Origin of the sequence: Dyella thailandensis, assembly GCF_050749815.1 — a bacterium.
Taxonomy (GTDB): Bacteria; Pseudomonadota; Gammaproteobacteria; order Xanthomonadales; family Rhodanobacteraceae; genus Dyella_A.
Genome location: NZ_CP192735.1, coordinates 2,896,954 through 2,920,934, shown reverse-complemented (window position 1 = coordinate 2,920,934; position 23,981 = coordinate 2,896,954). Strand labels below are relative to the sequence as shown.

General features: G+C 69.1%; 19 protein-coding genes. 13 read left to right on the top strand and 6 right to left on the bottom strand.

Translation table 11 applies throughout. From position 1 onward, the window contains the following. Positions 1 to 191: 191 nt before the first annotated feature. Positions 192 to 980 (bottom strand): glutaminyl-peptide cyclotransferase, encoded by a 789-nt coding sequence (locus tag ACQVBX_RS13475; protein WP_431634705.1) that lies wholly within the window; start codon positions 978 to 980, stop codon positions 192 to 194. Between the two features lie 97 nt (positions 981 to 1,077). Here ACQVBX_RS13475 and ACQVBX_RS13470 point away from each other — a divergent pair, with 97 nt between their 5' ends. Continuing rightward, positions 1,078 to 2,913, top strand: a complete 1,836-nt coding sequence (locus tag ACQVBX_RS13470; RefSeq protein ID WP_431634704.1) for a monovalent cation:proton antiporter-2 (CPA2) family protein — start codon at positions 1,078 to 1,080, stop codon at positions 2,911 to 2,913. 183 nt (positions 2,914 to 3,096) lie between these two features. Here the strand turns inward: ACQVBX_RS13470 and ACQVBX_RS13465 are convergent, their stop codons facing one another. Both ACQVBX_RS13465 and ACQVBX_RS13460 read right to left on the bottom strand, forming a co-directional pair. Then, entirely contained in the window at positions 3,097 to 6,504 is a 3,408-nt protein-coding gene (locus ACQVBX_RS13465; protein ID WP_431634701.1) for an ankyrin repeat domain-containing protein, read from the bottom strand. Between the two features lie 74 nt (positions 6,505 to 6,578). Then, positions 6,579 to 6,872 (bottom strand): YcgL domain-containing protein, encoded by a 294-nt coding sequence (locus ACQVBX_RS13460; RefSeq protein ID WP_431634700.1) that lies wholly within the window; start codon positions 6,870 to 6,872, stop codon positions 6,579 to 6,581. A 260-nt stretch (positions 6,873 to 7,132) separates the two neighbouring features. Here ACQVBX_RS13460 and ACQVBX_RS13455 point away from each other — a divergent pair, with 260 nt between their 5' ends. After that, complete coding sequence (locus ACQVBX_RS13455) at positions 7,133 to 8,629, top strand: OmpP1/FadL family transporter (RefSeq protein ID WP_431634699.1); 1,497 nt, start codon at positions 7,133 to 7,135, stop codon at positions 8,627 to 8,629. Between the two features lie 75 nt (positions 8,630 to 8,704). Here ACQVBX_RS13455 and ACQVBX_RS13450 read toward each other — a convergent pair whose 3' ends face one another. Both ACQVBX_RS13450 and putA read right to left on the bottom strand, forming a co-directional pair. Continuing rightward, positions 8,705 to 10,114: a coniferyl aldehyde dehydrogenase gene (locus tag ACQVBX_RS13450; protein ID WP_431634698.1), complete on the bottom strand. Its 1,410-nt coding sequence runs from the start codon at positions 10,112 to 10,114 to the stop codon at positions 8,705 to 8,707. Positions 10,115 to 10,221: 107 nt separating this feature from the next. Further along, a complete protein-coding gene (gene putA / locus ACQVBX_RS13445; protein ID WP_431634697.1) occupies positions 10,222 to 13,377 on the bottom strand; it encodes a bifunctional proline dehydrogenase/L-glutamate gamma-semialdehyde dehydrogenase PutA in 3,156 nt (1,051 codons plus the stop codon). A gap of 374 nt (positions 13,378 to 13,751) precedes the next feature. On the opposite strand from putA, the gene ACQVBX_RS13440 reads away from it, so the two are divergent. The 5 genes from ACQVBX_RS13440 to ACQVBX_RS13420 all read left to right on the top strand — a co-directional run bounded on the left by ACQVBX_RS13440 (position 13,752) and on the right by ACQVBX_RS13420 (position 18,025). Beyond that, complete coding sequence (locus ACQVBX_RS13440) at positions 13,752 to 14,234, top strand: DUF2244 domain-containing protein (RefSeq protein WP_431634695.1); 483 nt, start codon at positions 13,752 to 13,754, stop codon at positions 14,232 to 14,234. A 20-nt stretch (positions 14,235 to 14,254) separates the two neighbouring features. Then, the gene (gene coxB, locus ACQVBX_RS13435; protein ID WP_431634693.1) at positions 14,255 to 15,193 is read left to right on the top strand and encodes a cytochrome c oxidase subunit II; all 939 of its coding nucleotides are present in this window, start codon (positions 14,255 to 14,257) and stop codon (positions 15,191 to 15,193) included. Between the two features lie 63 nt (positions 15,194 to 15,256). Then, positions 15,257 to 16,870: a cytochrome c oxidase subunit I gene (ctaD, locus tag ACQVBX_RS13430; RefSeq protein WP_431634691.1), complete on the top strand. Its 1,614-nt coding sequence runs from the start codon at positions 15,257 to 15,259 to the stop codon at positions 16,868 to 16,870. Between the two features lie 48 nt (positions 16,871 to 16,918). After that, on the top strand, positions 16,919 to 17,041 hold the full coding sequence (locus ACQVBX_RS13425) for a hypothetical protein (RefSeq protein ID WP_431634690.1): 123 nt from the start codon (positions 16,919 to 16,921) through the stop codon (positions 17,039 to 17,041). Positions 17,042 to 17,137: 96 nt separating this feature from the next. Next, positions 17,138 to 18,025 carry a cytochrome c oxidase subunit 3 gene (locus ACQVBX_RS13420; protein WP_431634689.1) on the top strand — a complete coding sequence of 296 codons (888 nt, stop codon included), beginning with the start codon at positions 17,138 to 17,140 and terminating at the stop codon, positions 18,023 to 18,025. Between the two features lie 167 nt (positions 18,026 to 18,192). Here ACQVBX_RS13420 and ACQVBX_RS13415 read toward each other — a convergent pair whose 3' ends face one another. Continuing rightward, positions 18,193 to 18,408, bottom strand: coding sequence for a twin transmembrane helix small protein (locus tag ACQVBX_RS13415; protein ID WP_431634688.1), 216 nt, complete (start codon positions 18,406 to 18,408; stop codon positions 18,193 to 18,195). Positions 18,409 to 18,467: 59 nt separating this feature from the next. Here ACQVBX_RS13415 and ACQVBX_RS13410 point away from each other — a divergent pair, with 59 nt between their 5' ends. From ACQVBX_RS13410 to ACQVBX_RS13385, 6 genes are read left to right on the top strand one after another with little or no spacing between them, the layout of a single operon-like run. Further along, positions 18,468 to 19,220 carry an SURF1 family protein gene (locus ACQVBX_RS13410; RefSeq protein WP_431634687.1) on the top strand — a complete coding sequence of 251 codons (753 nt, stop codon included), beginning with the start codon at positions 18,468 to 18,470 and terminating at the stop codon, positions 19,218 to 19,220. Further along, the gene (locus ACQVBX_RS13405; RefSeq protein ID WP_431634686.1) at positions 19,217 to 19,813 is read left to right on the top strand and encodes a hypothetical protein; all 597 of its coding nucleotides are present in this window, start codon (positions 19,217 to 19,219) and stop codon (positions 19,811 to 19,813) included. The genes ACQVBX_RS13410 and ACQVBX_RS13405 overlap by 4 nt, the downstream gene beginning before the upstream one ends. Next, the gene (locus tag ACQVBX_RS13400) at positions 19,813 to 20,979 is read left to right on the top strand and encodes a COX15/CtaA family protein (protein ID WP_431634685.1); all 1,167 of its coding nucleotides are present in this window, start codon (positions 19,813 to 19,815) and stop codon (positions 20,977 to 20,979) included. Before ACQVBX_RS13405 ends, ACQVBX_RS13400 begins: the two co-directional genes overlap by 1 nt. Next, positions 20,976 to 21,881, top strand: coding sequence for a heme o synthase (locus ACQVBX_RS13395; protein ID WP_431634684.1), 906 nt, complete (start codon positions 20,976 to 20,978; stop codon positions 21,879 to 21,881). Before ACQVBX_RS13400 ends, ACQVBX_RS13395 begins: the two co-directional genes overlap by 4 nt. A gap of 22 nt (positions 21,882 to 21,903) precedes the next feature. After that, entirely contained in the window at positions 21,904 to 22,569 is a 666-nt protein-coding gene (locus ACQVBX_RS13390; protein WP_431634683.1) for a response regulator transcription factor, read from the top strand. Beyond that, complete coding sequence (locus tag ACQVBX_RS13385) at positions 22,553 to 23,971, top strand: histidine kinase dimerization/phospho-acceptor domain-containing protein (protein WP_431634682.1); 1,419 nt, start codon at positions 22,553 to 22,555, stop codon at positions 23,969 to 23,971. The genes ACQVBX_RS13390 and ACQVBX_RS13385 overlap by 17 nt, the downstream gene beginning before the upstream one ends. Positions 23,972 to 23,981: the final 10 nt, after the last annotated feature.

Sequence of the window (23,981 nt, the reverse complement as noted above, 5' to 3'; positions counted from 1 at the left end):
CAACGTCCAGTACTGCTTGAGAAAAGTCGCCTGCGTGCCTTCAGGTTCCGCCTGAGACCGGAGCGCAATCTTCACCGCTCGCACGGATCAATTGACAGCGTCAGCCAGATAGCCCGACTTGATGCGTGTGGCATCGGCCCGGACTGAGCCTGCAACGCGTCGTCCGCTGCGCGCCGGCGCGCTGACCAGGCCTACTTTTTGGGCGACGTAAGCTTGATCTCGTAGATCTTCGGCCAGCGCTTGCCTGTGACGAACAGGCGCTGGCCCTTGGCGTCCCAGGCGATGCCGTTGAGGACGTCGTTGGCGGGGTCGGCGGTTTCCTCGGGTTTGGGGCCGAGGCCGGTGAGGTCGATCCAGCCCATCACGTTGCCGCTGGCCGGGTCGATGCGTGCGATGCGCGAGGTTAGCCACACATTGGCGTAGAGCTGGCCTTTCACCCACTCCAGCTCGTTGAGGTTCTGCACGGGGGTGCCGTCGGCGGTGACGAAGATCGCCGAGACCTGGCTCAGGGTCTGTGGATCGAGCACGCGGATGGTCGGCGTGCCGTCGCTCATGTAGATGTGCCGGTCGTCGGCGGTCAGCGCCCAGCCTTCGCCCGGATAGCGAAAGCTTCCGGTGGGGCGGAAGCTGTCCAGGTCGTAGGTGTAGCCCTTCTGCGATTGCCACGTCAGCTCGACCAGCTGGTTGCGCCAGGCCACGATGCCCTCGCCGTAATCCGGCGGCGGCAGCTCGCGCTGCTGCAGTACCTGGCCGGTGGCGAGGTCGACCTTGCGGATGGTCGATGCGCCCACATTGCCGGTGCTCTCGTACAGAAAGCCGTCGCGGTAGAACAGGCCCTCGGTGTAGGCGCTGGTGTCGTGCGGGTAGCTGTGCACCACGCGATAGCCATACACCGGCACCGCGGCGCGCGAGGCGCAGGCGGGCAGGCTCAGGGCGAGCAGCAGCGGGGCGATCAGGGCAGGCAGGGTGGGCAGTTTCATCCAGCGATGATTCCACAGTTGCCGGCCGCATGGCATCGGTCACGGTGGCGCCGAGGTCGCGTGACATAATCGCGCCGACCCCCACGGAGCGCCCCGCTTGGACAGCCCGCACTTCCTGCAGACCGCGCTGGTCTTCCTGGTCGCCACGGTGATCGCCGTGCCGCTGACCAAGCGCTTCCGGCTGGGCGCGGTGCTGGGCTACCTCGGCGCCGGCGTAGTGATCGGGCCGCAGCTGCTGGGGCTGGTGAGCGATACGCACGGCGTGGCCACCATCTCCGAATTCGGCGTGGTGCTGATGCTATTCGTGATCGGCCTGGAGCTCTCGCCGCAGCGGCTGTGGGTGATGCGCCGCTCGGTGTTCGGCACCGGTGCGCTGCAGGTGATCGCCAGTGCGCTGGTGATCGGCGCGGTGGCGTATCTGCTGGTCGGGCTGCCGGGCAAGGCGGCGGTGATCGTCGGCGGCAGCCTGGCGCTGTCGTCCACCGCGTTCGGACTGCAGATTCTGGCCGAGCGCAAGGAGGCCGGTTCGGCCTACGGGCGGCAGGCGTTTTCCATTTTGCTGTTCCAGGATCTGGCAGCAATCCCGCTGATCGCGATGGTGCCGCTGCTGGCTACCTCCTCCTCGCGCCATGGTGTGGACCTGGTCGGCATCGCCCGCACGGTGGGCATCATCGTGGTGGTGATGGTGGGCGGGCGCTTCCTGCTGCGGCCGGTGTTCCGCTTCGTGGCCAAGGCCAACGCGGTGGAAGTGTCCACCGCCACCGCGCTGCTGGTGGTGATGGGCACGGCGTGGCTGATGGAGGAGGTCGGCGTGTCGACCACGCTGGGCGCCTTCCTCGCCGGCGTGCTGCTGGCCGATTCGGAATACCGGCACGAACTGGAATCGCACATCGAGCCGTTCAAGGGCCTGCTGCTGGGGCTGTTCTTCATCAGCGTGGGCATGTCGATGGATCTGGGCCTGCTGCGGCACATGCCGCTGCTGGTAGGCGGGCTGGTGGCTGCGCTGCTGCTCGCCAAGGGCCTGCTGCTGTGGCCGCTGGGGCGCACGCTCGGCGGGCTGGACGGCAACGATGCGCTGCGCCTGGCGGTGCTGCTGGCCTGCGGCGGCGAGTTCGCTTTCGTGGTGCTCAAGCAGGCGGCCGACCAGCAGCTGCTCAGCGAGACGGTGCATGGCGTGTTGGTGCTGGTGATCACGCTGTCGATGGCGCTCACGCCGTTGCTGGTGGTGCTGGCCGCGAAGCTGCTCGACGTGCAGGCGAAGAAGCCCGAGCGCGAGTACGACACCATCACGCCGGATGCGCCGCCGCGGGTGATCATCGCCGGCTTCGGCCGCATGGGGCAGATCGTCGGGCGCATGCTGCGCGCGCAGAACATCCCGTTCGTGGCGCTGGAATCCTCGGTGGAGCAGATGGACACGCTGCGCCGCTTCTCCAACACCTCACTGTTCTTCGGCGACCCGGCGCGGCCGGATCTGCTGCGCGCGGCACAGGCGGACAAGGCCGAGGTGTTTGTGCTGGCCACCGACGACCCGCAGGCCAACCTGCGCATCGCGCGGCTGGTGCGTCGCCAGTTTCCGCACCTCAAGCTGGTGGCCCGCGCGCGCAACCGCCAGCACGCCTTCCGCCTGATGGACCTGGGCGTGGACGAGCCGGTGCGCGAGACCTTCCACTCCAGCCTGAAGATGACCCGCAAGACGCTCGAGGCGCTGGGCATGCCGCACGAGCAGGCGGTGGATCGGGTGGAGCGCTTCCGTCGCCACGACGAGAAGCTGCTGAAGACCCAGTACCTGGTCTACGACGACGAGACCCGGCTGGTGCAGACCTCGATCGAAGCCCTGAGCGACCTGCAGAAGCTGCTCGACGCCGACATGTCGCCGGAGGCGGCGCAGGAGCGCCAGAGCGCGGCGCCGGTGGCGGCGGCCGATCCGGACTGAGCGACGAGGCGTCTGGGGCTGGCGGCACCGGCCGCTGACGCGCTTATTCGCAACATCAAGCGACTAGCACGATGCAGTGCTAGCCCCCTGGAACTGGACGGCTCGCCGCCGCGCGCCCCAATTACCCTTCGCGTGAATTGCCGATGCGGCCTTGTTGCATCGGCTGGGTGACGTGCCCTGCACTTACTCCGACGGCTGCGCCGGCTGGCGCAGCGTCTGCCGCACGCTGGGAATGGCCGCGCCGCTGCGCGCCGCCAGTTCGTGCGCGATGTCGACGTAGCCCAGGTGGCGGGCCACGTCGGCGGCGGTACGGCCGAAGCCATCGGCCGCGTGCCGGTCGGCGCCGCGCGCCAGCAGCACGCGGGCGGGCGGTAGCAGCGCGTGCATGGCGCAGGCGTGCAGCGCCGTGACGCCGCGCTGGTCGGCGTGCTCCAGCCGCGCGCCCGCCTCGAGCAGCACCGGCACCAGCGCGCCGATGTGGGTGGCGTCGCACTCGCTGCCCGGGCGCAGCTGGGCGCCCAGCAGCATCAGCAGCGGCGTCTTGCCCTCGTTGTCGGCGTGGTTCACGTCGGCGTCGCGCTTGAGCAGGGCGTCGAACAGGCGCCGCGCGCGCAGGCTGTCCTGGCTCTCGAAACCGAACTGCGCCGCCGCGTGCAGTGCGCTGCGGCCGCGGGCGTCGGTGGCGTTCACCGCGGCGCCGGCATCCAGCAGGCGCTCGACGATTTCCGGGTAACCCATCGCCGCGGCCACCATCAGCGCGGTGCTCTCGCCGGGCAGGCGTTGGTCGACCGGTGCCTGATGTTCCAGCAACAGCGTGACCAGTGCCTCGCGGCGTGCCGCGACGGCGGCGGCCAGTGCGGTCATGCCGCTCTGCGCGGTGAGCGAGATGTCCGCGCCCGCATCGAGCAGGCGCTGCGCCACCTCGCGCTGGCCGGCGCCGCAGGCATGCAGCAAGGCGCTGGCGCCCTGGGCGTCGCGCGTGTCCACCGGCATGCCCAGTTCCAGCAGCCGCTCCACCGCGACCACGGCGCCGGTCGCGGCGGCGGCCGGCAGGTCGCTGGCGCGCAGCGCGCGGGCCGGGCGCGGCCAGTGGCCCCATTCGAGCCAGTGCTTGAGTTCGGGATGCTCCATCGCCAGGCCCAGCGGCGTTTCGCCGTTGGCGTCGCTGGCTTCCGGGTCGGCGCCGTGCGCGACCAGTGCACGCACCACGTCGGTCGCCTGCGCGCCGCATTCCAGTGCAGCGAACAGCGGCGTGCGGCCGCTGGCGTCGCGCACGTTGGGATTGCAGCCGCGCGCCAGCAGGGCTGCGACCAGCGCGAGTTGTCCGTGCGCGGCGGCCAGATGCAGCGGCGTGCGCAGGCGCTCGTCCGGTCCGAACGGATCGGCGCCACGCTCGAGCAGGGCCAGCGGCAGGGCGACGCTCTGGGCATCGCCATCTAGATGATTGAGCGCCCGCGCCAGCAGGCCGGCGCCGGCCGGCGTGGCGCCGGCCTGCAGCAGATCATCGATGGCTTCGGTGGCCGCGGGCAGGTGATCGAGCAGGGCGTCGAACAGGCGCGGCCCACGACCGCCGTCCTCACCCTGCAGATGCGCTTCGGCGGAGAGGCCGTGTTCGAGCAGCCAGCGCCGTGCCGCGCCCAGGCCGGGCGCGGCAAGCTCCACGTAGAGCCGCGCCAGCTCCGCCGGCGTCCACTCGCGCACGCGCTGGTTGAACGTGGAGACGACCGCCCAGTGACCGAAGCGCAGCGCATCGAGCAGGTGACCGGGGGTGTCTTCACCGGCGGCCAGCGCGTCCACGCTGAGGCTCGCCGGCAGCGGCGTGTCCGGATCGAGCAGGGCGACCAGGTCCCAGCGGCCGGCGGCGGCGGCGTGGTCCAGTGCGCTGCGGCCATCGCTGCCGCTGGCCTTGGGGTCGGCGCCGAGGCCGAGCAGGGCGCGCACCGTATCGGCATGCGCGCGCGGCGATTGGCACGCCAGGGTGAGCGCGTCGCGGCCGTGCTGGTCGCGAAGGGTGGCATCGGGCTCGGCCTGGGCGAGCAACTGCACGATGCCCACCGCACCGGCGCGGGCCGCTTCCATCAGGGCGGTGCTGCCGTGCTGATCGACCAGGTTCACCTCGGCGCCCGCGGCGCGCAGCGCGCGCGCGATCTCTTCGTGACCTTCGGCGGCCGCGGTCATCAGGGCGCTGCGCTGGCGCGCGTCCACCGCGTTGATCGCGGCGCGGTGCTTGAGCAGCAGACGGACGCCTTGCGGATCGTCGTCGGCGAGGCTGGCCGCGGCGACCAGCGCCGGCTCGGTGTCGGCCAGCTGGGTCTTGGCGCCGCGTTCGAGCAGGAACTTCGCCAGCGTCCAGTTGGCCGCGCGGCAGGCGGTGGCCAGCGGCGTGAGACCGGCGCGGTTGACGGCGTTGAGGTCGGCGCCAGCGTCGAGCAGCATCGCCGCCACGATCGGTTCGTCGCTGAGCACGGCGCCGTGCAGCGCGGTGTTGCCCTCGGCGTCGGTCACCAGCGGATTGGCGCCGTTGGAGATCAGCGTCATCACCGCCTCGGCGCGGCCTTGCAGGCTGTCGCGCGTGGCGGCGAGCAGGGCGGTGAGCCCGCCTGCGCTGCGATTGACGTCGGCGCCGCGGGCGATCAGTGCGCGCAGCAGACGGGTGTCCGGCAGCAGCGCGGCCAGCAGCAAGGCGGGGCGCTGGTCGCGATCGTCCGGCTGCGGGGCGGTATTCGGATCGGCGCCGGCTTCGACCAGGGCCAGCGCCCTCTCCACATCGGCCTCGCGGATCGCTGCCAGCAGCGCGGCGGCCTGCTCCGGCGTGCCGGCGGTGCGCTCGGCCTCGGTCAACGGCGCGGCGGGCGGACGCGCGACGGAGCTGCCACCGTTGCCCAGGCGCGGCCGATGCCGCTCGCACAGCAGGGCGCGCAGGGTGCGGTTGGCGATCACCAGGCAACCCAGCGGCATCAGCACCAGCCCATACAGCCCCATCGCGGCGGTGCGCATCTCCTGCGGCAGCACGCCATACAGGCCGGTGAGGGCGAGTGCGACGAAGGCCAGCACCAGCAGCGAAAATGCCGCCGGCAGGAAGTGGGTGAAGAAGCGCTCCTCGCGCGACAGGTGACGCCCGAACGCAATGCTGCGCGCGGTGGCGGTGAAGATCCACGAACCGTCGCTCTGCGCCGGATAGGCGTCATCCCAAACGAACACCAGCCCGAACGCCGGCCACAGCCGCCACAGCAGGGTGAGCGCGATCACCAGCGCCGCGGCCAGCAGCAGCGCGCCGCTCAGACTGGGGGCTTGGCTCAGGCGCAGCAGCGGCCAGGCGATCAATACGAACACCACTGCCACGTACGTGCTGAACATCACCAGGTGCGCGGCGCCCCGGCGCAGCACGGTGCGGCCGAAGCGCGGTTCGGGATCGAAGCCGATGGCGTGGCAGACCGCGGCCATGGTGAGCGCATTGGCCAGCAGCAGCGGAATCAGCACCAGCGGGTGCGTGCTGGCGGCGGCAATTGCGACGGCGACCCATCCGGGAACGAACCAGGCCAGTGCTTGCAGGAGGGGAGGCGGGCGGCGACGCAGTTTGGGCTCGGTCATGGGGCGAGTATAGAAATCGGAGAAGAAGCAGACGGTAACCCGGCGTTAACCGGCGCTTTTTTCGGAGCGCGCGCTCAGCGCGCCTGGCCGTCGCTGGGGGCGTGGCCGTAGGCGAGATGGTTGGCGCTCGCCAGGCGCTGGGCCGGAGGCAACTGCAGGTGCCAGCCGCGGCTGCGCAGATGCTCGAGCACTTGCGCGGCATCCTCATGCGGCAGCTTGCGATGCGCTTCCAGCTCGAGCTCCATCGCCAGGCGCAGCGGCCCGAGCAGCTCGGTCAGCTCGGCGGGCAGGCTGGCGAAGGCGTCGCGCTCGGCCAGCCACAGGTAGCTGTCGGCTTTGCGCAGGCTGGCGTAGATGTAGCAATGCATCGATCGACCGTGGTGCGGGATGGGAATGCCGCGCGTGGCGGCGGGGGAAGCTTATCAGCGTGTCCCACCGCGGCCAGCCGTGCCGCTCGCCGTTCGGGTAGCACACGGATGTTTATTTTTTGCTGCAACCGCACTTGCAATGGCCGGCGACCAGTCGGCACAGTGCCGCGCGGGGACATCAAACGCGCGTATGAAAACAACCACGCCGGGTGTCTCCGCTACTCGTCCCGAGCCGCATTCACGACCAGCAGGAGCCACCGATGCAGATGTCCATCCGTCCCTTCAAGGCAGCCGCCCGGCCGCTCGCGTTTGGCGCGCTGAGCCTGGCCATTGCCGGCGCCCTGGTGGCGCCCAACGCCGCTCACGCCAGTGCGTTCCAGCTCAAGGAAAACAGCGCCAAGGGCCTGGGCCGCGCCTACGCCGGTTCGGCGACCGCTGGCGGCGACGTCTCGGTGGTGGCGAACAACCCGGCCGCTATGAGCGAGCTGGATGGCACGTATTTCCAGGCGGATGTCACCGCCATCAACTTCAGCGCCAAGTTCCACGGCAGCGCACACGACGCGATCCAACGCCCGATCAGCGGTGGCAACGGCGGCGACGCCGGCACCACGCTGCCGGTACCCGCGCTGTTCTTCGCCACCAAGGTGTCGGACAAGGTGCACATCGGCGCCGGCTTCTCGGTGCCGTTCGGTTTCCAGACCGAATACGACCGTGACTGGGTCGGCCGCTACAACGGCATCAAGTCCAAGTTCCAGTCGCTCGACGCCACGCTGTCGGCGTCGTTCGACGTCAGCGACAACTTCGCCCTGGGCGTGAGCGCGATTGCCCAGCGCACCTCGGCCGAGCTAACCAGCGCGATCAACTTCAACGCGGTTGGCCTGCAGGTGCAGCAGGGTATCGGCGCGCAGACTGCTGCGGGCGTGGCGCAGATCCAGGCGGCCATCGCTGCCGGTCAGATTCCGCCGGCGCAGGGTGCGGCGATGATCCAGGCTGCCGTGCAGCAGGGTCAGGCCGCGGCCGCCGGCGTGGCTGCTCTGACGCCGCAGGGCGTCGACGGCTATGCCCGCATCAAGGGCGACGACTGGGGTTACGGCTACCAGGTCGGTGGTTTCTGGAAGCTCACGCCGAACGACAAGTTCGCGCTGAACTACCGCTCCAAGATCAGCCACAAGCTCAGCGGCACCGGCAACTTCACCACCACCGCCGGCTACGACTTGCTGCTGCAGTCAAACCCGACTCTGGCCCAACAGCTGCCGTTCTCCAACACCACCGGCACCGCCAACTTCACCACCCCGGCGGTGATCAGCGCCAGCTACTGGCATCAGGCGGAGAAGTTTGGCCTGGGCATCGACTTCGCCTACACCAAGTGGGACGTGTTCAAGGAGCTGCGCGTGAAGTACGGCAACACGCAGCCGGACAGCGTCGAGGAGTTCAACTGGCGCAACACGGTTTACGCCTCGATCGGCGGCGACTACTACCTCAATGACAAGGTCACCCTGCGCGCCGGTATCGCGGTGGACACCTCGCCGACCTACAACAGCGTGCGCGACGTGCGCGTGCCCGACTCCACCCGCAAGCTGGCCACCGTGGGCATCGGCTACAAGGCGAGCGAGCACTTCGAGATCAACGCCTCGTATGCGCACATCTTCGTGAACCAGGCGCACATCAACAGCACCAGCTCCACGGGCGACGTAGTCACCGGCAATTTCGACGACTACGGCAACCTGCTGAGCCTCTCGGCGGTCTACAAGTTCTAAGCCGCCGCCGGCGCCGCAACACAAGAACCTCCCCGCGCGAGCGGGGAGGTTTTTTTGTGCCTGGCGATCGGTTGATCAGGCGCGCTGCAGGAGCAGGTCGAGCAGCCGGCGGAAACGCGCGCCGTAGGGCGGATTGAGCAGGCCGGTGCCGTTGAGGCGCGCCTGTCGGAACACCGGCTTGAGATGCGAGAACGTGCGAAAGCCGGCTTCCCCGTGGTACCCGCCGCTGCCCGACGGCCCCACGCCGCCGAACGGCAGATGGTGCTGGGCGATGTGGTACAGCGTGTCATTCACCGTCACGCCACCGGCGATGGTGCGGGTGAGCACTTTCTCGACCGCGCCGCGGTCGCGCTCGAACAGGTACAGCGCCAGCGGATGGGGCCGCGCCGAGACGTAGGCGATCGCGTCGTCGAGCGTGTCGTAGGTGACCACCGGCAGCAGCGGGCCGAAGATCTCCTCCTGCATCACCGCCATGTCGTCGCGCACGCCGGTGAGCAAGGTCGGCAGCAGCCGCCGCGGCTGCTTGGGATCGCTGCCATTGCCCAGCACCTCGGCGCGCGCGCCGGCGGCGATCGCCTGGTCGCGCAAGGCGCATAGCCGCTCGTGCTGGCGATCGGAAATGATGCTGGCGTACTGGCCGTTGCCGGCGATATCGGGGTAGAAGCGCGCCACCGCGGCGCGCGCGGCGCTGGTGAAATCGCCCACGCGATTGCGCGGCAGCAGCACGTAGTCCGGCGCGATGCAGGTCTGTCCGGCGTTGACCAGCTTGCCGAACACGATGCGCTCGACGGCGCGCGGGAAATCCGCGTTCGGCCCGATGATCGCCGGCGACTTGCCGCCGAGCTCCAGCGTCACCGGGGTGAGATTGGCCGACGCTGCACGCATCACGTGCCGGCCCACGGCGGTGGAGCCGGTGAACAGCAGGTGGTCGAACGGCAGCGCGGAGAACGCCTGCGCCACTTCCGCGTCGCCGTTGATCACGGCCACCTCCTCGCGCGGGAAGTGGCGGGCGACCAGATCGGCGAACAGGCTGGAGAACCGCGGCGTGTACTCGCTCATCTTCACCATGGCGCGGTTGCCCGCCGCCAGGGCGTCCACCAGCGGGCCCACGGCCAGGTAAAGCGGGTAGTTCCACGGCACGATGATGCCCACCACGCCCAGCGGCTGCGGCCGCAGCTCGGTGCGTGCGGGCAAGAAGGCCAGATCGGCGAGCCGGTGCCGCGGGCGCATCCAGCGCTTGCCATGGGCCAATGCGTGGCGGATCGCCGACAGGCTGGGAAACACCTCCAGCAGGTCGGTTTCCTCGCGCGGGCGGCAGCCGAAGTCGGCGTGGATAGCGTCGGCGATCTCGCCGCGGTGCTGACGGATCAGCGTGTCGAGTGCGCGCAGTCGCGCAGCGCGGACGGGCCAGGCCGACATCGGGTCCTGGCCGTGCGCCTCGCGCTGGCGCACGAGCAGATCGGAGAGGTCGCTGGCTGAGGTCATGCTTACCCCCGGACGCGTCGTGGGTCGAAAACGTCCGGCGATGGTGGCACAGCTCAGCGTTCGTGCGCGCGGGCGGCGGCATCCCGCCGCCCGGCCCTGGGGCCGATTTACTCGCCGATGGTCAGCAGCGAGGCGTTGCCGCCGGCGGCGGTGGTGTTGATGGTCAGCGTGCGCTCGCCGGCGAAACGCAGCAGGTAGTGCGGACCGCCGGCCTTCGGGCCGGTGCCGGACAGGCCTTCACCGCCGAACGGCTGCACGCCGACCACCGCGCCGATCTGGTTGCGGTTGACGTAGCAGTTGCCCACCCGCGCATTGCGGCTGATGTAGTCGATGGTGGCGTCGATACGGCTGTGGATGCCCAGCGTGAGGCCGTAGCCTGTGGCGTTGATCGCGTCGATCACCCGGTCCAGCTCACTGGCCTTCCAGCGGATCACGTGCAGCACCGGGCCGAAGATCTCGCGGGTGAGCACCGACAGCGAGGGGATCTCGTAGGCGCGCGGCGCGAAGAACGTGCCGTGGCCGGTGGCCGCCGTATCCATCGGCACTTCGCCGATCTTCTTCGCTTCGGCATCCATGCGCGCGGCGTGCTCGACCAGGATCGCCTTGGCGTCCTCGTCGATCACCGGGCCCACGTCGGTGGAGAGCAGGCCCGGATCGCCCACCTTCAGCTCCTTCATGGCGCCGGCCAGCATGGTGACCACCTTGTCGGCGATATCGTCCTGCACGTAGAGCACGCGCGCGGCCGAGCAGCGCTGGCCGGCGGACTGGAACGCCGAGGCGATCACGTCCTTGACGATCTGTTCGGGCAGTGCCGAGGAGTCGGCAATCATCGCGTTCTGACCGCCGGTCTCGGCGATCAGGGCGGCGATCTGCGCGTTGCGCGCGGCCAGCGCGCGGTTGATCGCCCAGGCGGTTTCGGTGGAGCCGGTGAACACCACGCCGGCCACGCGCGGGTCGCGGGTCAGCGCGGCGCCCACGGTGGCGCCGTCACCCGGCACGAACTGCAGCACGTCTTCCGGCACGCCGGCCTCGTGCAGCAGGCGGGTGGCGAGGTAGCCGATCAGGCTGGTCTGCTCGGCCGGTTTGGCGATCACCGGATTGCCGGCGGCCAGCGCGGCGCTGACCTGGCCGACGAAGATCGCCAGCGGGAAGTTCCACGGGCTGATGCCGACGAACACGCCGCGGCCCTGCAGGAAAAGCCGATTGCTCTCGCCGGTGGGGCCGGGCAGCACTTCCGGTTCGGCGAACAGTCGGCGCGCCATGGTGGCGTAGTAGCGCAGGAAGTCGGCCGCCTCGCGGATCTCGGCGATCGCGTCGGGCAGCGTCTTGCCGGCCTCGCGCACGCACAGCGCGATGAACTCGCCGCGACGCGCCTCGAGCTGCTCGGCGGCGTACTCGAGCATCGCCGCGCGGTTGGCCACCGGCAGGTTGCTCCAGCGTTCGCGCGCGCCGTGCGCGTTGGCCAGGGCCTTTTCCACGGTGGCGTCGTCGGCGGCGAGGTACTGGCCGATGCGGCGACGACGGTCGGCCGGATCGGTGACCTCTACCAGCGCGCCCTTGCTCGCGGCGCCGGGCACCAGTGGGCCGGCGGTCCACGGACCGGTGTGGGCGTTCACCGCCTCGGCGAGCGCGATCAGTTCGTTGTCGTTGGCAAAGTTGACGCCCATGGAATTCTTCCGAAGTTCACCGTAGAGATTGGCCGGCAGCGGGATGCGCGGATGGGGGATGGAGTCGAACGCGCGCACCGTTTCGCACGGGTCGGCGACGAGCTCGCGCGCCGGCATGTCCTCGTCCACCACGCGGTTGACGAAGCTGGTGTTGGCGCCGTTTTCCAGCAGGCGGCGCACCAGGTAGGGCAGCAGGTCTTCGTGCGTGCCGACCGGCGCGTAGACGCGGCAGGGCACGTTGAAATCCTTCGGGCCGATCACCTCGGCGTAGAGATCGGTGCCCATGCCGTGCAGGCGCTGGAACTCGAACGGCCGACCCTGCGCGATGTGATGCACGGCCGCGATGGTGTGCGCATTGTGCGTGGCGAACTGCGGGTAGACCAGGTGGCTGCCGGCGGCGAACAGGCGGCGCGCACAGGCGAGATACGACACGTCGGTGTTCGGCTTGCGCGTGTACACCGGGTAGCCGGACAGGCCCTGCTCCTGCGCCTTCTTCACCTCGGCGTCCCAGTAGGCGCCCTTGACCAGGCGCACGTACCAGCGCCGGTTGTGCGCCAGCGCCATCTCGACCACCCAGTCGATCACGAACGGGGTGCGCTTGGCGTAGGCCTGCACCACGATGCCCAGCCCGTTCCAGCCTTCCAGCGACGGGTGCGCGAACACCTCGCCGATGATGTCCAGCGACAGCTCCAGGCGGTCGGCTTCCTCGGCGTCCACGGACAACGCGATGCCGGCCTTCATCGACAACTGGGCCAGTTCCAGCAGCTTCTCGACCAGCGCCTTGCGGGCGCGCTCGCGTTGCGCCAGTTCGTAGCGCGGGAACAGCGCGGAGAGCTTGACCGAGATCGAGGGCGCTTCGGTGTGGCTGGCGAACGGTCCGCGTCGGCCGAGCGCGGCGATCGCATCGCGGTAGGCCTGCTGGTAACGCTCGGCATCGGCGGCGGTGAGTGCGGCTTCGCCGAGCATGTCGAAGGAGTAGCGATAGGCCGCGTTCTCTTTCTTCACCGAGCGGTCCAGAGCCTCGTCGATGGTCTGCCCCATCACGAACTGGTGACCCATGATGCGCATGGCCTGGCGCACCGCCACGCGGATCGTCGGTTCACCGATGCGCGCCACCAACCGGCGCAGCGCGCCGGTGAAATCGTTGCGCGTGCTGTCGGCCAGGTTCACCAGCTGGCCGGTGAGCAGCAAACCCCAGGTGGAGGCGTTGACCAGCAGCGACTCGCTGCGGCCCAGGTGCTTGCGCCAGTTCGCGTCGCCGAGCTTGTCGCGGATCAGCATGTCGGCGGTGCGCGTGTCCGGGATGCGCAGCAGCGCCTCGGCCACGCACATCAGCAGCACGCCTTCCTCGCTGGACAGGTCGTACTGGCGCATGAAGGACTCGACCACGCTCTGGTCCTTGGCGCGCGCCCGCACGCGGGTGACCAGCGCGGCGGCGCGGTCGACCACCTGCTCGCGTTCGTCGTCGGGCAGGCTGGCCTGGTCGAGCAGGTCGAGCACGGCCTCGGTTTCGTCGCGCAGCCAGGCGGCGGCAATGCGCGCACGTGCCGGCGCGATGCTGGGGGGGAGTTCGGGACTCAGGATAGCGTCGGTCACGGGTCGTTCGATCCGGGCGGGAGGCGGGCGGGGGAGGGGAGAGCGGCGCATTGTACGCGTGCGCTGGCACCCACCCAACCAGCAATCAGCCAGCCATCAGCACGTGCGCGCGGGTATGGCGCCGTCGCGCCCCTTCGGCCGCCATCGGCGCGCGGTTGCGGTCGCTTGGGCCCCGGGCAAAGTGTCGCAACCGCCGATGGGTCGGTCGACACGTCGCGTCGTCGCGCCCGCGCGCGAGGCCTCGCCAGCGGTGCCTCGACGCCTTATCGCAAAGCGTTGCGAAGCGTGCTGATGGGGGTCATGCACCTGCGTCATTCTTGCCCGTTGCGCTGGTGCGGCCTATCATTCCGCTGTTCCAGGCACGCCGGATCCCCATGATCGTGCTTCGACCCGCTGCCGATGGTCTGCCGTGCGCGCTGTGGCTTCGCCCCAACCGTGTACTCAGCCGCAAGGGGCTTCGTCGACTGATCATGGTGCTGGCAGCGCTGGCGCTGACAACCGCCGGTCTGGGTGCGTGGCAGGGGAATGTGTTCGCCCCGCTATTTGCCCTGGTCGAATCCGTCGCCATGGCGATCGCGCTGAGCGTGGCCTGGCGGGCGGGCGACCGCGGTGAGCGCATCACCCTCGACGAAACGTCGCTGGAGGTGCGCGCCCTGCCCGGGCAGCGGCGCATCCACTTCCAGTCCCACTGGGTGCGGGTGAAGCTGGCGCCAGGCAAGGGGCGCCAGCGGCTGATGCTGTCATCGCATGGTCGCGAGCTGGAGATCGGAGCCTTCCTCGCCGACGAGGAGCGCGCCGAGCTGTCGAGGAAACTCATGGTGCTGCTGGCCGACCTCAAGGGTCCGTGGCGCAAGTAGGTTCAACAAAGGTGCAAGACATGACATCTGGCGGCATCAAGCCTCACGGTATCAAGCGCGCGGTGTTGGCTGGCCTCGCCGGCGCGCTCGCCCTGTTCGGCGGCGCGGCGACGGCCAACCCGAAGGAATGGCAGCTCAACATGACGCGCGGCGCCAGCGAATGGTCGTCCGAGCCCTACTTCCTCAACAACGTGTCGCTCGGCGTGTGCGTCGTGATCGGCATCCTGGTGTTCGGCGCGATGTTCATCGCCATGTTCCGCTTCCGCAAATCGCGCGGCGCGGTGGCGGAGAAGTGGTCGCACAACACCATGCTCGAAGTGGTGTGGACCACGATCCCGGTGATCATCCTGATCGTCCTCGCCTACCTGGCCACGGGCGGCCTCACCTCGTTCGCCAACACCACCGGCTCGCAGATGACCGTGAAGGTCACCGGCTACCAGTGGAAGTGGCGCTACGACTACGTCGACTACAAGGGCAAGGCGATCGACAAGGTCGGCTTCATGTCCAAGCTCGACGACGCCAGCAACGAGACCCGCCAGCTCGGCTCCGGCATGGACCCGAAGGCGGTGCAGGTGAACGGCGAGAACACCTACCTGCTCGACGTCGACAAGCCGCTGGTGGTGCCGGTGGGCACCAAGATCCGCTTCGTGATCACCGCCGGCGACGTGATCCACTCGTGGTGGGTGCCTGCGCTGGGCTGGAAGATGGATGCCATCCCCGGCATCGTCAACGCGGCCTGGACCAACATCAAGGAGCCGGGCATCTACCGCGGCCAGTGCGCCGAGCTGTGCGGCCAGGATCACGGCTTCATGCCGATCGTGGTCAAGGCGCTGCCGAAGGCCGAGTTCGAGCAGTGGCTGGCCCAGCAGCAGGCGGCTAGTGCACCGAAGCCGGCGGCTCCCGCCGCTGCTCCGGCCACCGCGCAGGTCAAGACCCCCGCCCCGGGCAACCAGGGCTGATTTTCCGGAGGGCCGCCTTCCGGCGGTCCCACGCAATTACGCATTAGGCAGAGGTTCAAGGCCATGGCCCACGCAGCCACCCACGACCACCACGATCATCACGGCGCGCCGTCGAATTTCTTCACGCGCTGGTTCATGTCCACCAACCACAAGGACATCGGCACGCTGTACCTGGTGTTCGCGCTGGTGATGTTCTTCATCGGCGGCAGCTTCGCGATGGTGATTCGCGCCGAGCTGTTCAAGCCGGGCCTGCAGCTGGTGCAGCCGTACTTCTTCAACCAGATGACCACCATGCACGCGCTGGTGATGATCTTCGGCGCGGTGATGCCGGCCTTCGTGGGCCTGGGTAACTGGATGATCCCGTTGATGATCGGCGCGCCGGACATGGCGCTGCCGCGCATGAACAACCTGTCGTTCTGGATCATGCCGTTCGCCTTCGCGCTGCTGCTGTCCACGCTGTTCACCGCGGGCGGCGCCCCGGCCGGCGGCTGGACGATGTACCCGCCGCTGGCGCTGCAGGGCGGTTCGGTCGCCTCGATGGTGTTCGCGGTGCACCTGATGGGTATCAGCTCGATCATGGGCTCGATCAACATCATCGCCACGATCCTCAACATGCGTGCGCCGGGCATGGACCTCTTGAAGATGCCGGTGTTCGTGTGGAGCTGGCTGATCACCGCGTTCCTGCTGATCGCCGTCATGCCGGTGCTCGCGGGCGCCGTGACGATGCTGCTGACCGACAAGTACTTCGGCACCAGCTTCTTCAATGCCGCCGGCGGCGGTGACCCGGTGCTGTTCCAGCACATCTTCTGGTTCTTCGGGCACCCCGAGGTCTACATCATGATCCTGCCGGCGTTCGGCGTGATCTCGGAGATCATCCCCACCTTCGCCCGCAAGCCGATCTTCGGCTACAAGGCGATGGTGTTCGCGATCGCCTCGATCGCCTTCCTGTCGTTCATCGTGTGGGCGCACCACATGTTCGCCGTCGGCCTGCCGCTGGGCGCCGAGGTGTTCTTCATGTACGCCACCATGCTGATCGCGGTGCCCACCGGCGTGAAGGTGTTCAACTGGGTCAGCACCATGTGGGGCGGCTCGATGACGTTCGAGACGCCGATGCTGTTCGCCGTCGCCTTCGTCATCCTGTTCACCATCGGTGGCTTCTCCGGCCTGATGCTGGCGCTGGCTCCGGCCGACTTCCAGTACCACGACACCTACTTCGTGGTGGCGCACTTCCACTACGTGCTGGTGACCGGCGCGGTGTTCTCGATCATCGCCGCCACCTACTACTGGCTGCCGAAGTGGACTGGCCGGATGTACTCGGAGTTCTGGGGCAAGATGCACTTCTGGAACTCGGTGATCTGGGTCAACGTGCTGTTCTTCCCGCAGCACTTCCTGGGCCTGGCCGGCATGCCGCGCCGCATCCCGGACTACAACGTCGCGTTCGCCAACTTCAACATGATCAGCTCGATCGGCGGCTTCCTGTTCGGCGCCTCGCAGCTGATCTTCGTGGGCGTGCTGATCCACGCGGTGTGGGGCTCGAAGAAGAAGGCCACCGACCGCGTGTGGGAAGGCGCCAAGGGCCTGGAGTGGACCGTGCCGTCGCCGGCGCCGTTCCACACCTTCGAAGTGCCGCCGGTCATCAACGACGACGAGCTGGCCCACGGCCATACCGACCACTGATAAAGTTGCACGCCACCGCGCAGGCGGTGGCGTGACGGGGCAGCAGACATGCATGAATCACCGCACGCCATGATGGAAACGCGTCGTCGCGCCGCCCGGCGCACCGCGCTGATCATGGGCGGTGTGGCGCTGGTGGTGTTCGCGCTGTCGCTGTTCCAGATGGTGCGATAACGCCGGCGCGGGCAGCGTGCCAGCAGAAACAGAGCAGTTCCCCGCGCGACGTGGCGGGGCCGATGTCAGAAAGAGATATCCACGGGAACCTTCACGATGGGTCAGCAGCAAGGCGCTTACTTCGTTCCAACCAAGAGCTCGTGGCCGATCGTCGCCGCCGTGGTGATGTTCGTCACCGTGTTCGGTGCCAGCCACTGGCTGAGCGCCCAGCCGGGTGACACCAGCTTCGGCAAGACGGTGCTGACCGTCGGCATCCTGGGCGTGCTGGGCATGTTCTTCGGCTGGTTCCGCTCGGTGATCCGCGAGTCGCTCGCCGGCAACTACAACAGCCAGGTGGACCGTTCGTTCCGCATGGGCATGCTGTGGTTCATCTTCTCCGAAGTGATGTTCTTCGGCGCCTTCTTCGGCGCGCTGTTCTACGCGCGCATGTTCTCGGTGCCGTGGCTGGCCGGCGAGGGCCATGGCGTACTGACCAACCAGTTCCTGCACCCGGCCTACACCGGTGGCTGGGGCGCGGCAGGCGGCAACGGCCCGGACCGCATCGGCGGCAGCTTCCAGACCGTCGCCGCGTGGGGCCTGCCGCTGCTCAACACGCTGATCCTGCTGACCTCCAGCGTGACCGTGACCATCGCGCACCACGCGCTGAGGTCGGCCCACCGTGGCAGGGTGCTGGTGTTCCTCGGCCTCACCGTGCTGCTCGGTGCAGTGTTCCTGTACTGCCAGGCGCACGAGTACATGGAGGCCTACAAGGAGCTGAACCTCACGCTGCACTCGGGCGTGTACGGCTCGACCTTCTTCATGCTCACCGGCTTCCACGGCATGCACGTGACGCTGGGCACGATCATGCTGGCGGTGATCTGGTTCCGCGTGGCGAGGGGCCATTTCAATAAGGAACACCACTTCGGCTTCGAGGCTGTGGCTTGGTACTGGCACTTCGTCGACGTGGTCTGGCTCGGCCTGTTCATGTTCGTCTACATCCTCTGAGCGAGCGCGCTGCGCGCTTCGACCAGCAAAGAAAAAGCCCGCCGTGAGGCGGGCTTTTTCATGCGGCGATGGGATCAGCGCGCCCCGGTTCGGAGCACTTCATCACGGGCGCAATGACGCAGCGAAGATGCCCGTTCGAGCCGCCCGCTAGAATGGGCGGCCAACGCTCAGTGGTTGACGTCGTGCGGGTGCAGCCAGCCCATCCAGATGCCGAACATCACCATCAGGATCAACAGCACCGACAGGCCGATGCGTCGCGTCAGCGCCCACACGGTGCGTTTGCTGCCTTCCTTGTCGGTCATCATGAAGTACAGCGCCTGCCCGAGGTTGAACAACACCACGAACAGCATGATGACCAGTGCGTATTTGTAGACGGTTTCCACGTGACTGACTCGAACAACGACGATTTGGCCAGTATAGCCGCCGCCCGCGGAGCGGCCGCGTGAGCGCGTTCCGTCGTCCGGCGTGGTGGTCTGTCGCACTGACCGTCGCCGGTGCGCTGCTTTTTGTGCGCCTGGGCTTGTGGCAGCTGCATCGGGCCGACGAGAAGGAGGCACTTCTGCGGCGCTATGCCACATCGGCCACGGCACCGCTGCAGCGCTTCGATGAGGTGGCCGATGCCCCGTCGGAAAACGCCTATCCGCGGGTGCACCTGAGCGGACGCTACCTGCCCGGACGGGTCTATCTGCTGGACAACCCGAAGCACGACGCGTTGGGCGGCGTGGAGGCCTACGCACCGATGCAGCTGGCCGGCCATGAGCGGCTGCTGCTGGTCGACCTCGGCTTCCTGCCCGGCAACGGCACCGACCGCGCACCGCAGCTGCCTGCGCTGCCCAGCGGCGAGGTCACTGTGCAGGGCCTGTACGTGCCGCCGCCCGGCGTGGCGCTGGAGATGGGCGGCGACGCGCTGGCGCAGCAGTCGGCGTATCCGAAGAAGACCATCTATCTGGACCCCGCGCAGGTGGCGCGCGACCTGGGTCGGCCGTTGTTCCCCCGCCTGCTCGCGCTGGACGCCGATCCGGCGGCGGTTTACGTGCGCAAGCACACGCTCGATTTCTCCGCGATGCCGCCGTCCCGGCATCGCGCCTACGCGTTCCAGTGGTTCACCTTCGCCGTGGCGGCGGTGGTGATCTTCCTGGTGCTCCACCGCAAGCGCCTTCCACGGGCGCGTTCTAGCACGAGTCGCAAGCCATGAATGTCCCTGCTCCCGATCGCGCCCAGCGCGCCAGCCGCGCCAAGCTGCTGTTGATTGCCGCGGTATTCGCCGCACCGATCATCGCCGCGGCCATCCTCACCGCCTCGGGCTGGCAGCCGCAGGGCAAGGGCAACGGCCTGCCGATCACGCCGCAGCGCAACTTCGTCGCCGAGCCGGTGACGGTGAAGCTGGCCGACGGCAGCACCTACGCGTGGCGCGACACGCAGCCGCGACTCACCCTGATCGCCCTGGTCGGGCCGCAGTGTGCCGCGCGCTGCGTCGACACGCTGACCAAGATGGCCGCCGCGCGGGTCACCCTGTCGCGCAACATGCCGCGGCTGCGCCTGCTGCTGCTCGGCACGCCGCCGGCGGGCGAGCCGGTGAAGGACGGCCGCGTGGCGCTGGGCGCCAATCCGGACGCCTCGTTCCTGCTCGGCAGCGACGTCGACGGCAAGCTCGCCAGCTACGCGCCCTCCACGCCCGACAGCGTCAGCGCCGTTCTGGTGGAATCGAACGGCACCGCGCTGTCGCTGTATCCGGCCGGCTTCGACACCACCGGCTTGCGCAAGGACCTGCAGAAGGTGATCCGCTGATGACCGCCCGTTCCACTACTTTGCTCCGTCGCCTGGCGCTGCTGGCCGCGCTGTTCGCCTTCGGCCTGGTGATGTTCGGCGCCTTCGTGCGCCTGTCCAACGCCGGACTGTCCTGTCCGGACTGGCCCACCTGCTACGGCAAGGCCACCTGGCCGACCCAGGCGCATGAAGTGGCGCACGCCGACGCGGCGTTCCCCGACCGCCCATTCGAGGATTCCAAGGCCTGGCGCGAGCAAGTGCACCGCATGCTGGCCGGCACGCTGGGCTTTGCCGTGCTCGCGATGGCCTTGATCGCCGCCTGGCGCCAGCGTTGGAACGCGGTGGCCGTGCTGGTGGGCGCTGCCCTCGCGGTACTGGGCGTGGCGTTGTACATGCGGCATGCCTACGTCGCCTCGTCGGTGATTTCCGTCTTGGCGATTGGCCTGCCGCTGGTCGCGGCGCTCACCCTGCGCCGTCCCGGCGCGTGGCGCGTCAGCGTGCTGGCGCTGGCGGTGATCATCTTCCAGGCGATGCTCGGCATGTGGACGGTGACCTTGCTGCTCAAGCCCATCGTGGTGATGGGGCATCTGCTCGGCGGCCTCACCACCTTCTCGCTGCTGGCCTGGTCGGCGCTGCGCTACGCTGGCGTCGGCGCAGACGACGACCGTTACGCGCCGCTGCGCAAGGCGGTGATCTTCGGCGTGGTGCTGCTGGCGTGCCAGATCGCCCTGGGTGGCTGGACCTCGTCGAACTACGCCGCGCTGGCCTGCGGTACCGATTTCCCCAAGTGCCTGGGCCAGTGGATGCCGGCCACCGACTTCAAGGAAGGATTCGTGCTCTGGCGCGGCGTGGGCGTGAACTACGAGGGCGGCGTGCTCGACATGGCGGCGCGCAGCGCGATCCAGATCGCCCACCGCATCGGTGCGCTGGTGGTGTTCTGCTACCTCGGCTGGCTGTCGCACAAGACGGCGCGCGCCGGGCTGCGTGGGCTGGGCATCGCGATCGGCGTGGCGCTGGTGGTGCAGGTGTTGCTGGGCATCAGCAACGTGCACTTCGGCCTGCCGCTGTGGGTCGCCACCGCGCACAACGGCGTGGCTGCCGCGCTGCTGTTTACCCTGCTCGCCACCCTCGCGCGCACCCAGCGCCGCCGGCCGGACGGCCTGCCGCTGGTAGAATCGCGCGGATGAGTGCCCACGTCCGCGAATACCTGCAACTGACCAAGCCACGCGTCGTCGCGCTGCTGGTGTTCTGTGCCGTGATCGGCATGTTCCTGGCCGTGCCGGGCGTGCCGCCGTGGCGCGCGCTGGTGTTCGGCACGCTGGGCATCTGGATGGCGTCCGGTTCGGCGGCCGCGTTCAACCACCTGATCGACGAGCGCATCGACAAGCTGATGGCGCGCACCGCCCGCCGTCCGCTGGCCACCGGCGCGCTGAGCGTGCGTCAGGTGCTGGTGTTTGCGGTGTTGCTGGGCGTAGCCTCGATGCTGGTGCTGGCGCTGCTGGTGAACCTGCTCACCGCCGTGCTCACCTTCGGCGGGCTGATCGGCTACGCGCTGGTCTACACCGCCTACCTCAAGCGCGCCACGCCGCAGAACATCGTGATTGGCGGCCTGGCCGGCGCGATTCCGCCGGTGCTGGGCTGGACCGCGGTCACCGGCGAGCTGCACGCCTTCGCGCTGCAGCTGTGCCTGATCATCTTCGTGTGGACGCCGCCGCACTTCTGGGCGCTGGCGATCTTCCGCCGCGACGACTACGCCCGCGCCCAGGTGCCGATGCTGCCGGTGACCCACGGCGTGGTCTACACGCGCTGGCACGTGCTGTTCTACACCGTGCTGCTGGTGCTGGTGACCCTGCTGCCGGCGATCACCGGCTACACCGGGCTGGTCTACCTGGGCGGCGCCATCGTGCTCGACGCGGTGTTCCTGTACTACGCGATCCGCCTGCTGAACCCGCCCGACGACTTCTTCCCGATGCGCGTGTTCAACTACTCCATCGTCTACCTGATGGCGCTGTTCGCGTTCCTGCTCGCCGATCATTGGCTGCTGCCGCCGGCCTCGCCCTCGGGGCTGATGTTCCAGCCGGTGGGCTGAGCGAAGCGCTGCGGGGGCGGCCGTGCGGATACTGATCGCCGAGGACTCGCCCACGCTCGGTCGCGACCTGCGCGATGCGCTGGTGCGCGATGGCCACGTGGTCGACGTCGCCACCGACGGCGAGCAGGCCATGCATTTCCTGGCCAGCTTCAGCTACGACGTGGTCACGCTCGACCTGATGATGCCGCGCATGGACGGCTGGACGGTGCTGCGCCAGCTGCGTGACCGGCCGGAGCGGCCGCGCGTGCTGGTGTTGTCCGCGCGCGGGCAGGTGGAGGATCGCGTCGAGGTGCTCAACCTCGGCGCCGACGATTTCATGGTCAAGCCGTTCGCCTACGCCGAGCTGCTGGCGCGTCTGCACGCGCTGATGCGCCGCGGCGACAACGCGCCGGTGCTGCTGGAGGCCGGGCGCCTGGTGGTGGATCCGCGCGCGCGCGTCGCCCACGTCGATGGCGCGCCGCTGGCGCTGTCGCCGAAGGAATACGCGCTGCTGGCGATGCTGCTGGCGCACCGTGGCCGGGTGTTCTCGCGCGCGGCGCTGTTCGAGGGCCTGTACGACGCGCGCAGCGAAGCGTCGGACAAGGTGATCGAGGTGCTGGTGAGCACCCTGCGCACCAAGCTGGCGCAGGCCGGCGTGGAGGATCTGATCGAAACGCGGCGAGGCTTCGGCTATGTCGTGGCCGCGTAAGCCGCTGTTCGGCTCGATCCGCGCACGGCTGCTACTGCTGTTGCTCGGTGGTCTGGGCACGCTGATGCTCGCGCTGTTCCTGCTGCTGGATTTCAGCATCGACCGGCAGATCTTCGGCCGGCTCGACGCCACCCTGCTCGGCCGCGCGCGGAGCGTGGTGGTGCTGCTGGAGTCGCATCCGCGCGATGACGCCTGGCAGGAGCTGCACGAGCTGGTGCCGGAATACGCCACCGGCGGCCACACTGACTTCGTGCAGATCTGGGACGCCGCCGGACGCACCCTGCTCAGCTCGGCCAGCAATGCGGCGAGCAACCTGCAGCCCCCGCCGGCGCCGGTGCCGGCCAACGCGCCGCTGTTCTACGACCTGCGCCTGCCCGACGGCCACCGCGGCCGCGCCGTCGGCCTGCGCTTCGCCATGCCCGGGCGCGCCGACGAGGCCGTGCTGGTGGTCGCCGAGGAGCGCGAACAGGTCGACCAGCTCGAGCGCCGCGTGCACGTGGCGCTGGTGATGGGCGTGGTCGGCATGGGCTTGCTCGCCGCGCTGCTGTCGGTGTTGGCCGTACGCGGCGGACTGCGCCCGCTGCTCGCCTTCGCCGCCGGTACCGGGCTGGACGGGGCGCCGCGGGTAGAGCCACTGCCGGTGGCGCGCATGCCCAGCGAACTGCGCCCCTTCGCCGATGCGCTCAATGCCGCATTCGCCCGGCTGCAAGCGGCGCTGGGCCGCGAGCGACGTTTCGCCCGCGACGTGGCGCACGAGCTGCGCACGCCGCTGGCCGAGACCCGCATGGCGGTCGAGCTGGCCACGCGCGGCGCCCCGTCGGCGCAGGTGCTGGCGGGGGCGCTGGCGTCGATCGACCGCATGCAGCGCTGCATCGATGGTCTGCTGGCGCTGTCGCGCTACGAGGCGGGCATCGAACAGGCGCAGGTCGAGCCGCTGGAGCTGGTCGATCTGCTGCGCCGCTCGCTGGCGCTGGCCGCCACGCCGGCCGGCAAGCGCGAGGTGACCCTCGCCGCCTCGCTGCCGGACGAATGCTGGGTGATGTCCGATCCGGCGCTGCTCGAGCGCATCGTCGACAACCTGCTGCTCAACGCGGCCGAGTACGCCCCGGCGGACAGCACGGTGCAGTTGGCGCTGATCACGTCGGACGAGGGCTTCACCCTGCGCCTGGGCAACGCCGCGCCGCAGCTGACGCAGGACGACGTGGAGCGACTCGGCGAGCGCTTCTGGCGCAAGTCCGCCGCGCGCGAGGCCAGCCAGCACGGCGGCCTGGGACTGGCGCTGGCCGGCACGCTGGCCGGCCTGCTCGGTCTACGCCTGTACTTTGCGCTGGAACACGGCGTGCTGTGGGCCGAGCTCGGCCCCCTGCGACCGATTGCCCTGCCGGAAAGCCCGGCGTCTTAAGCATCCCTGA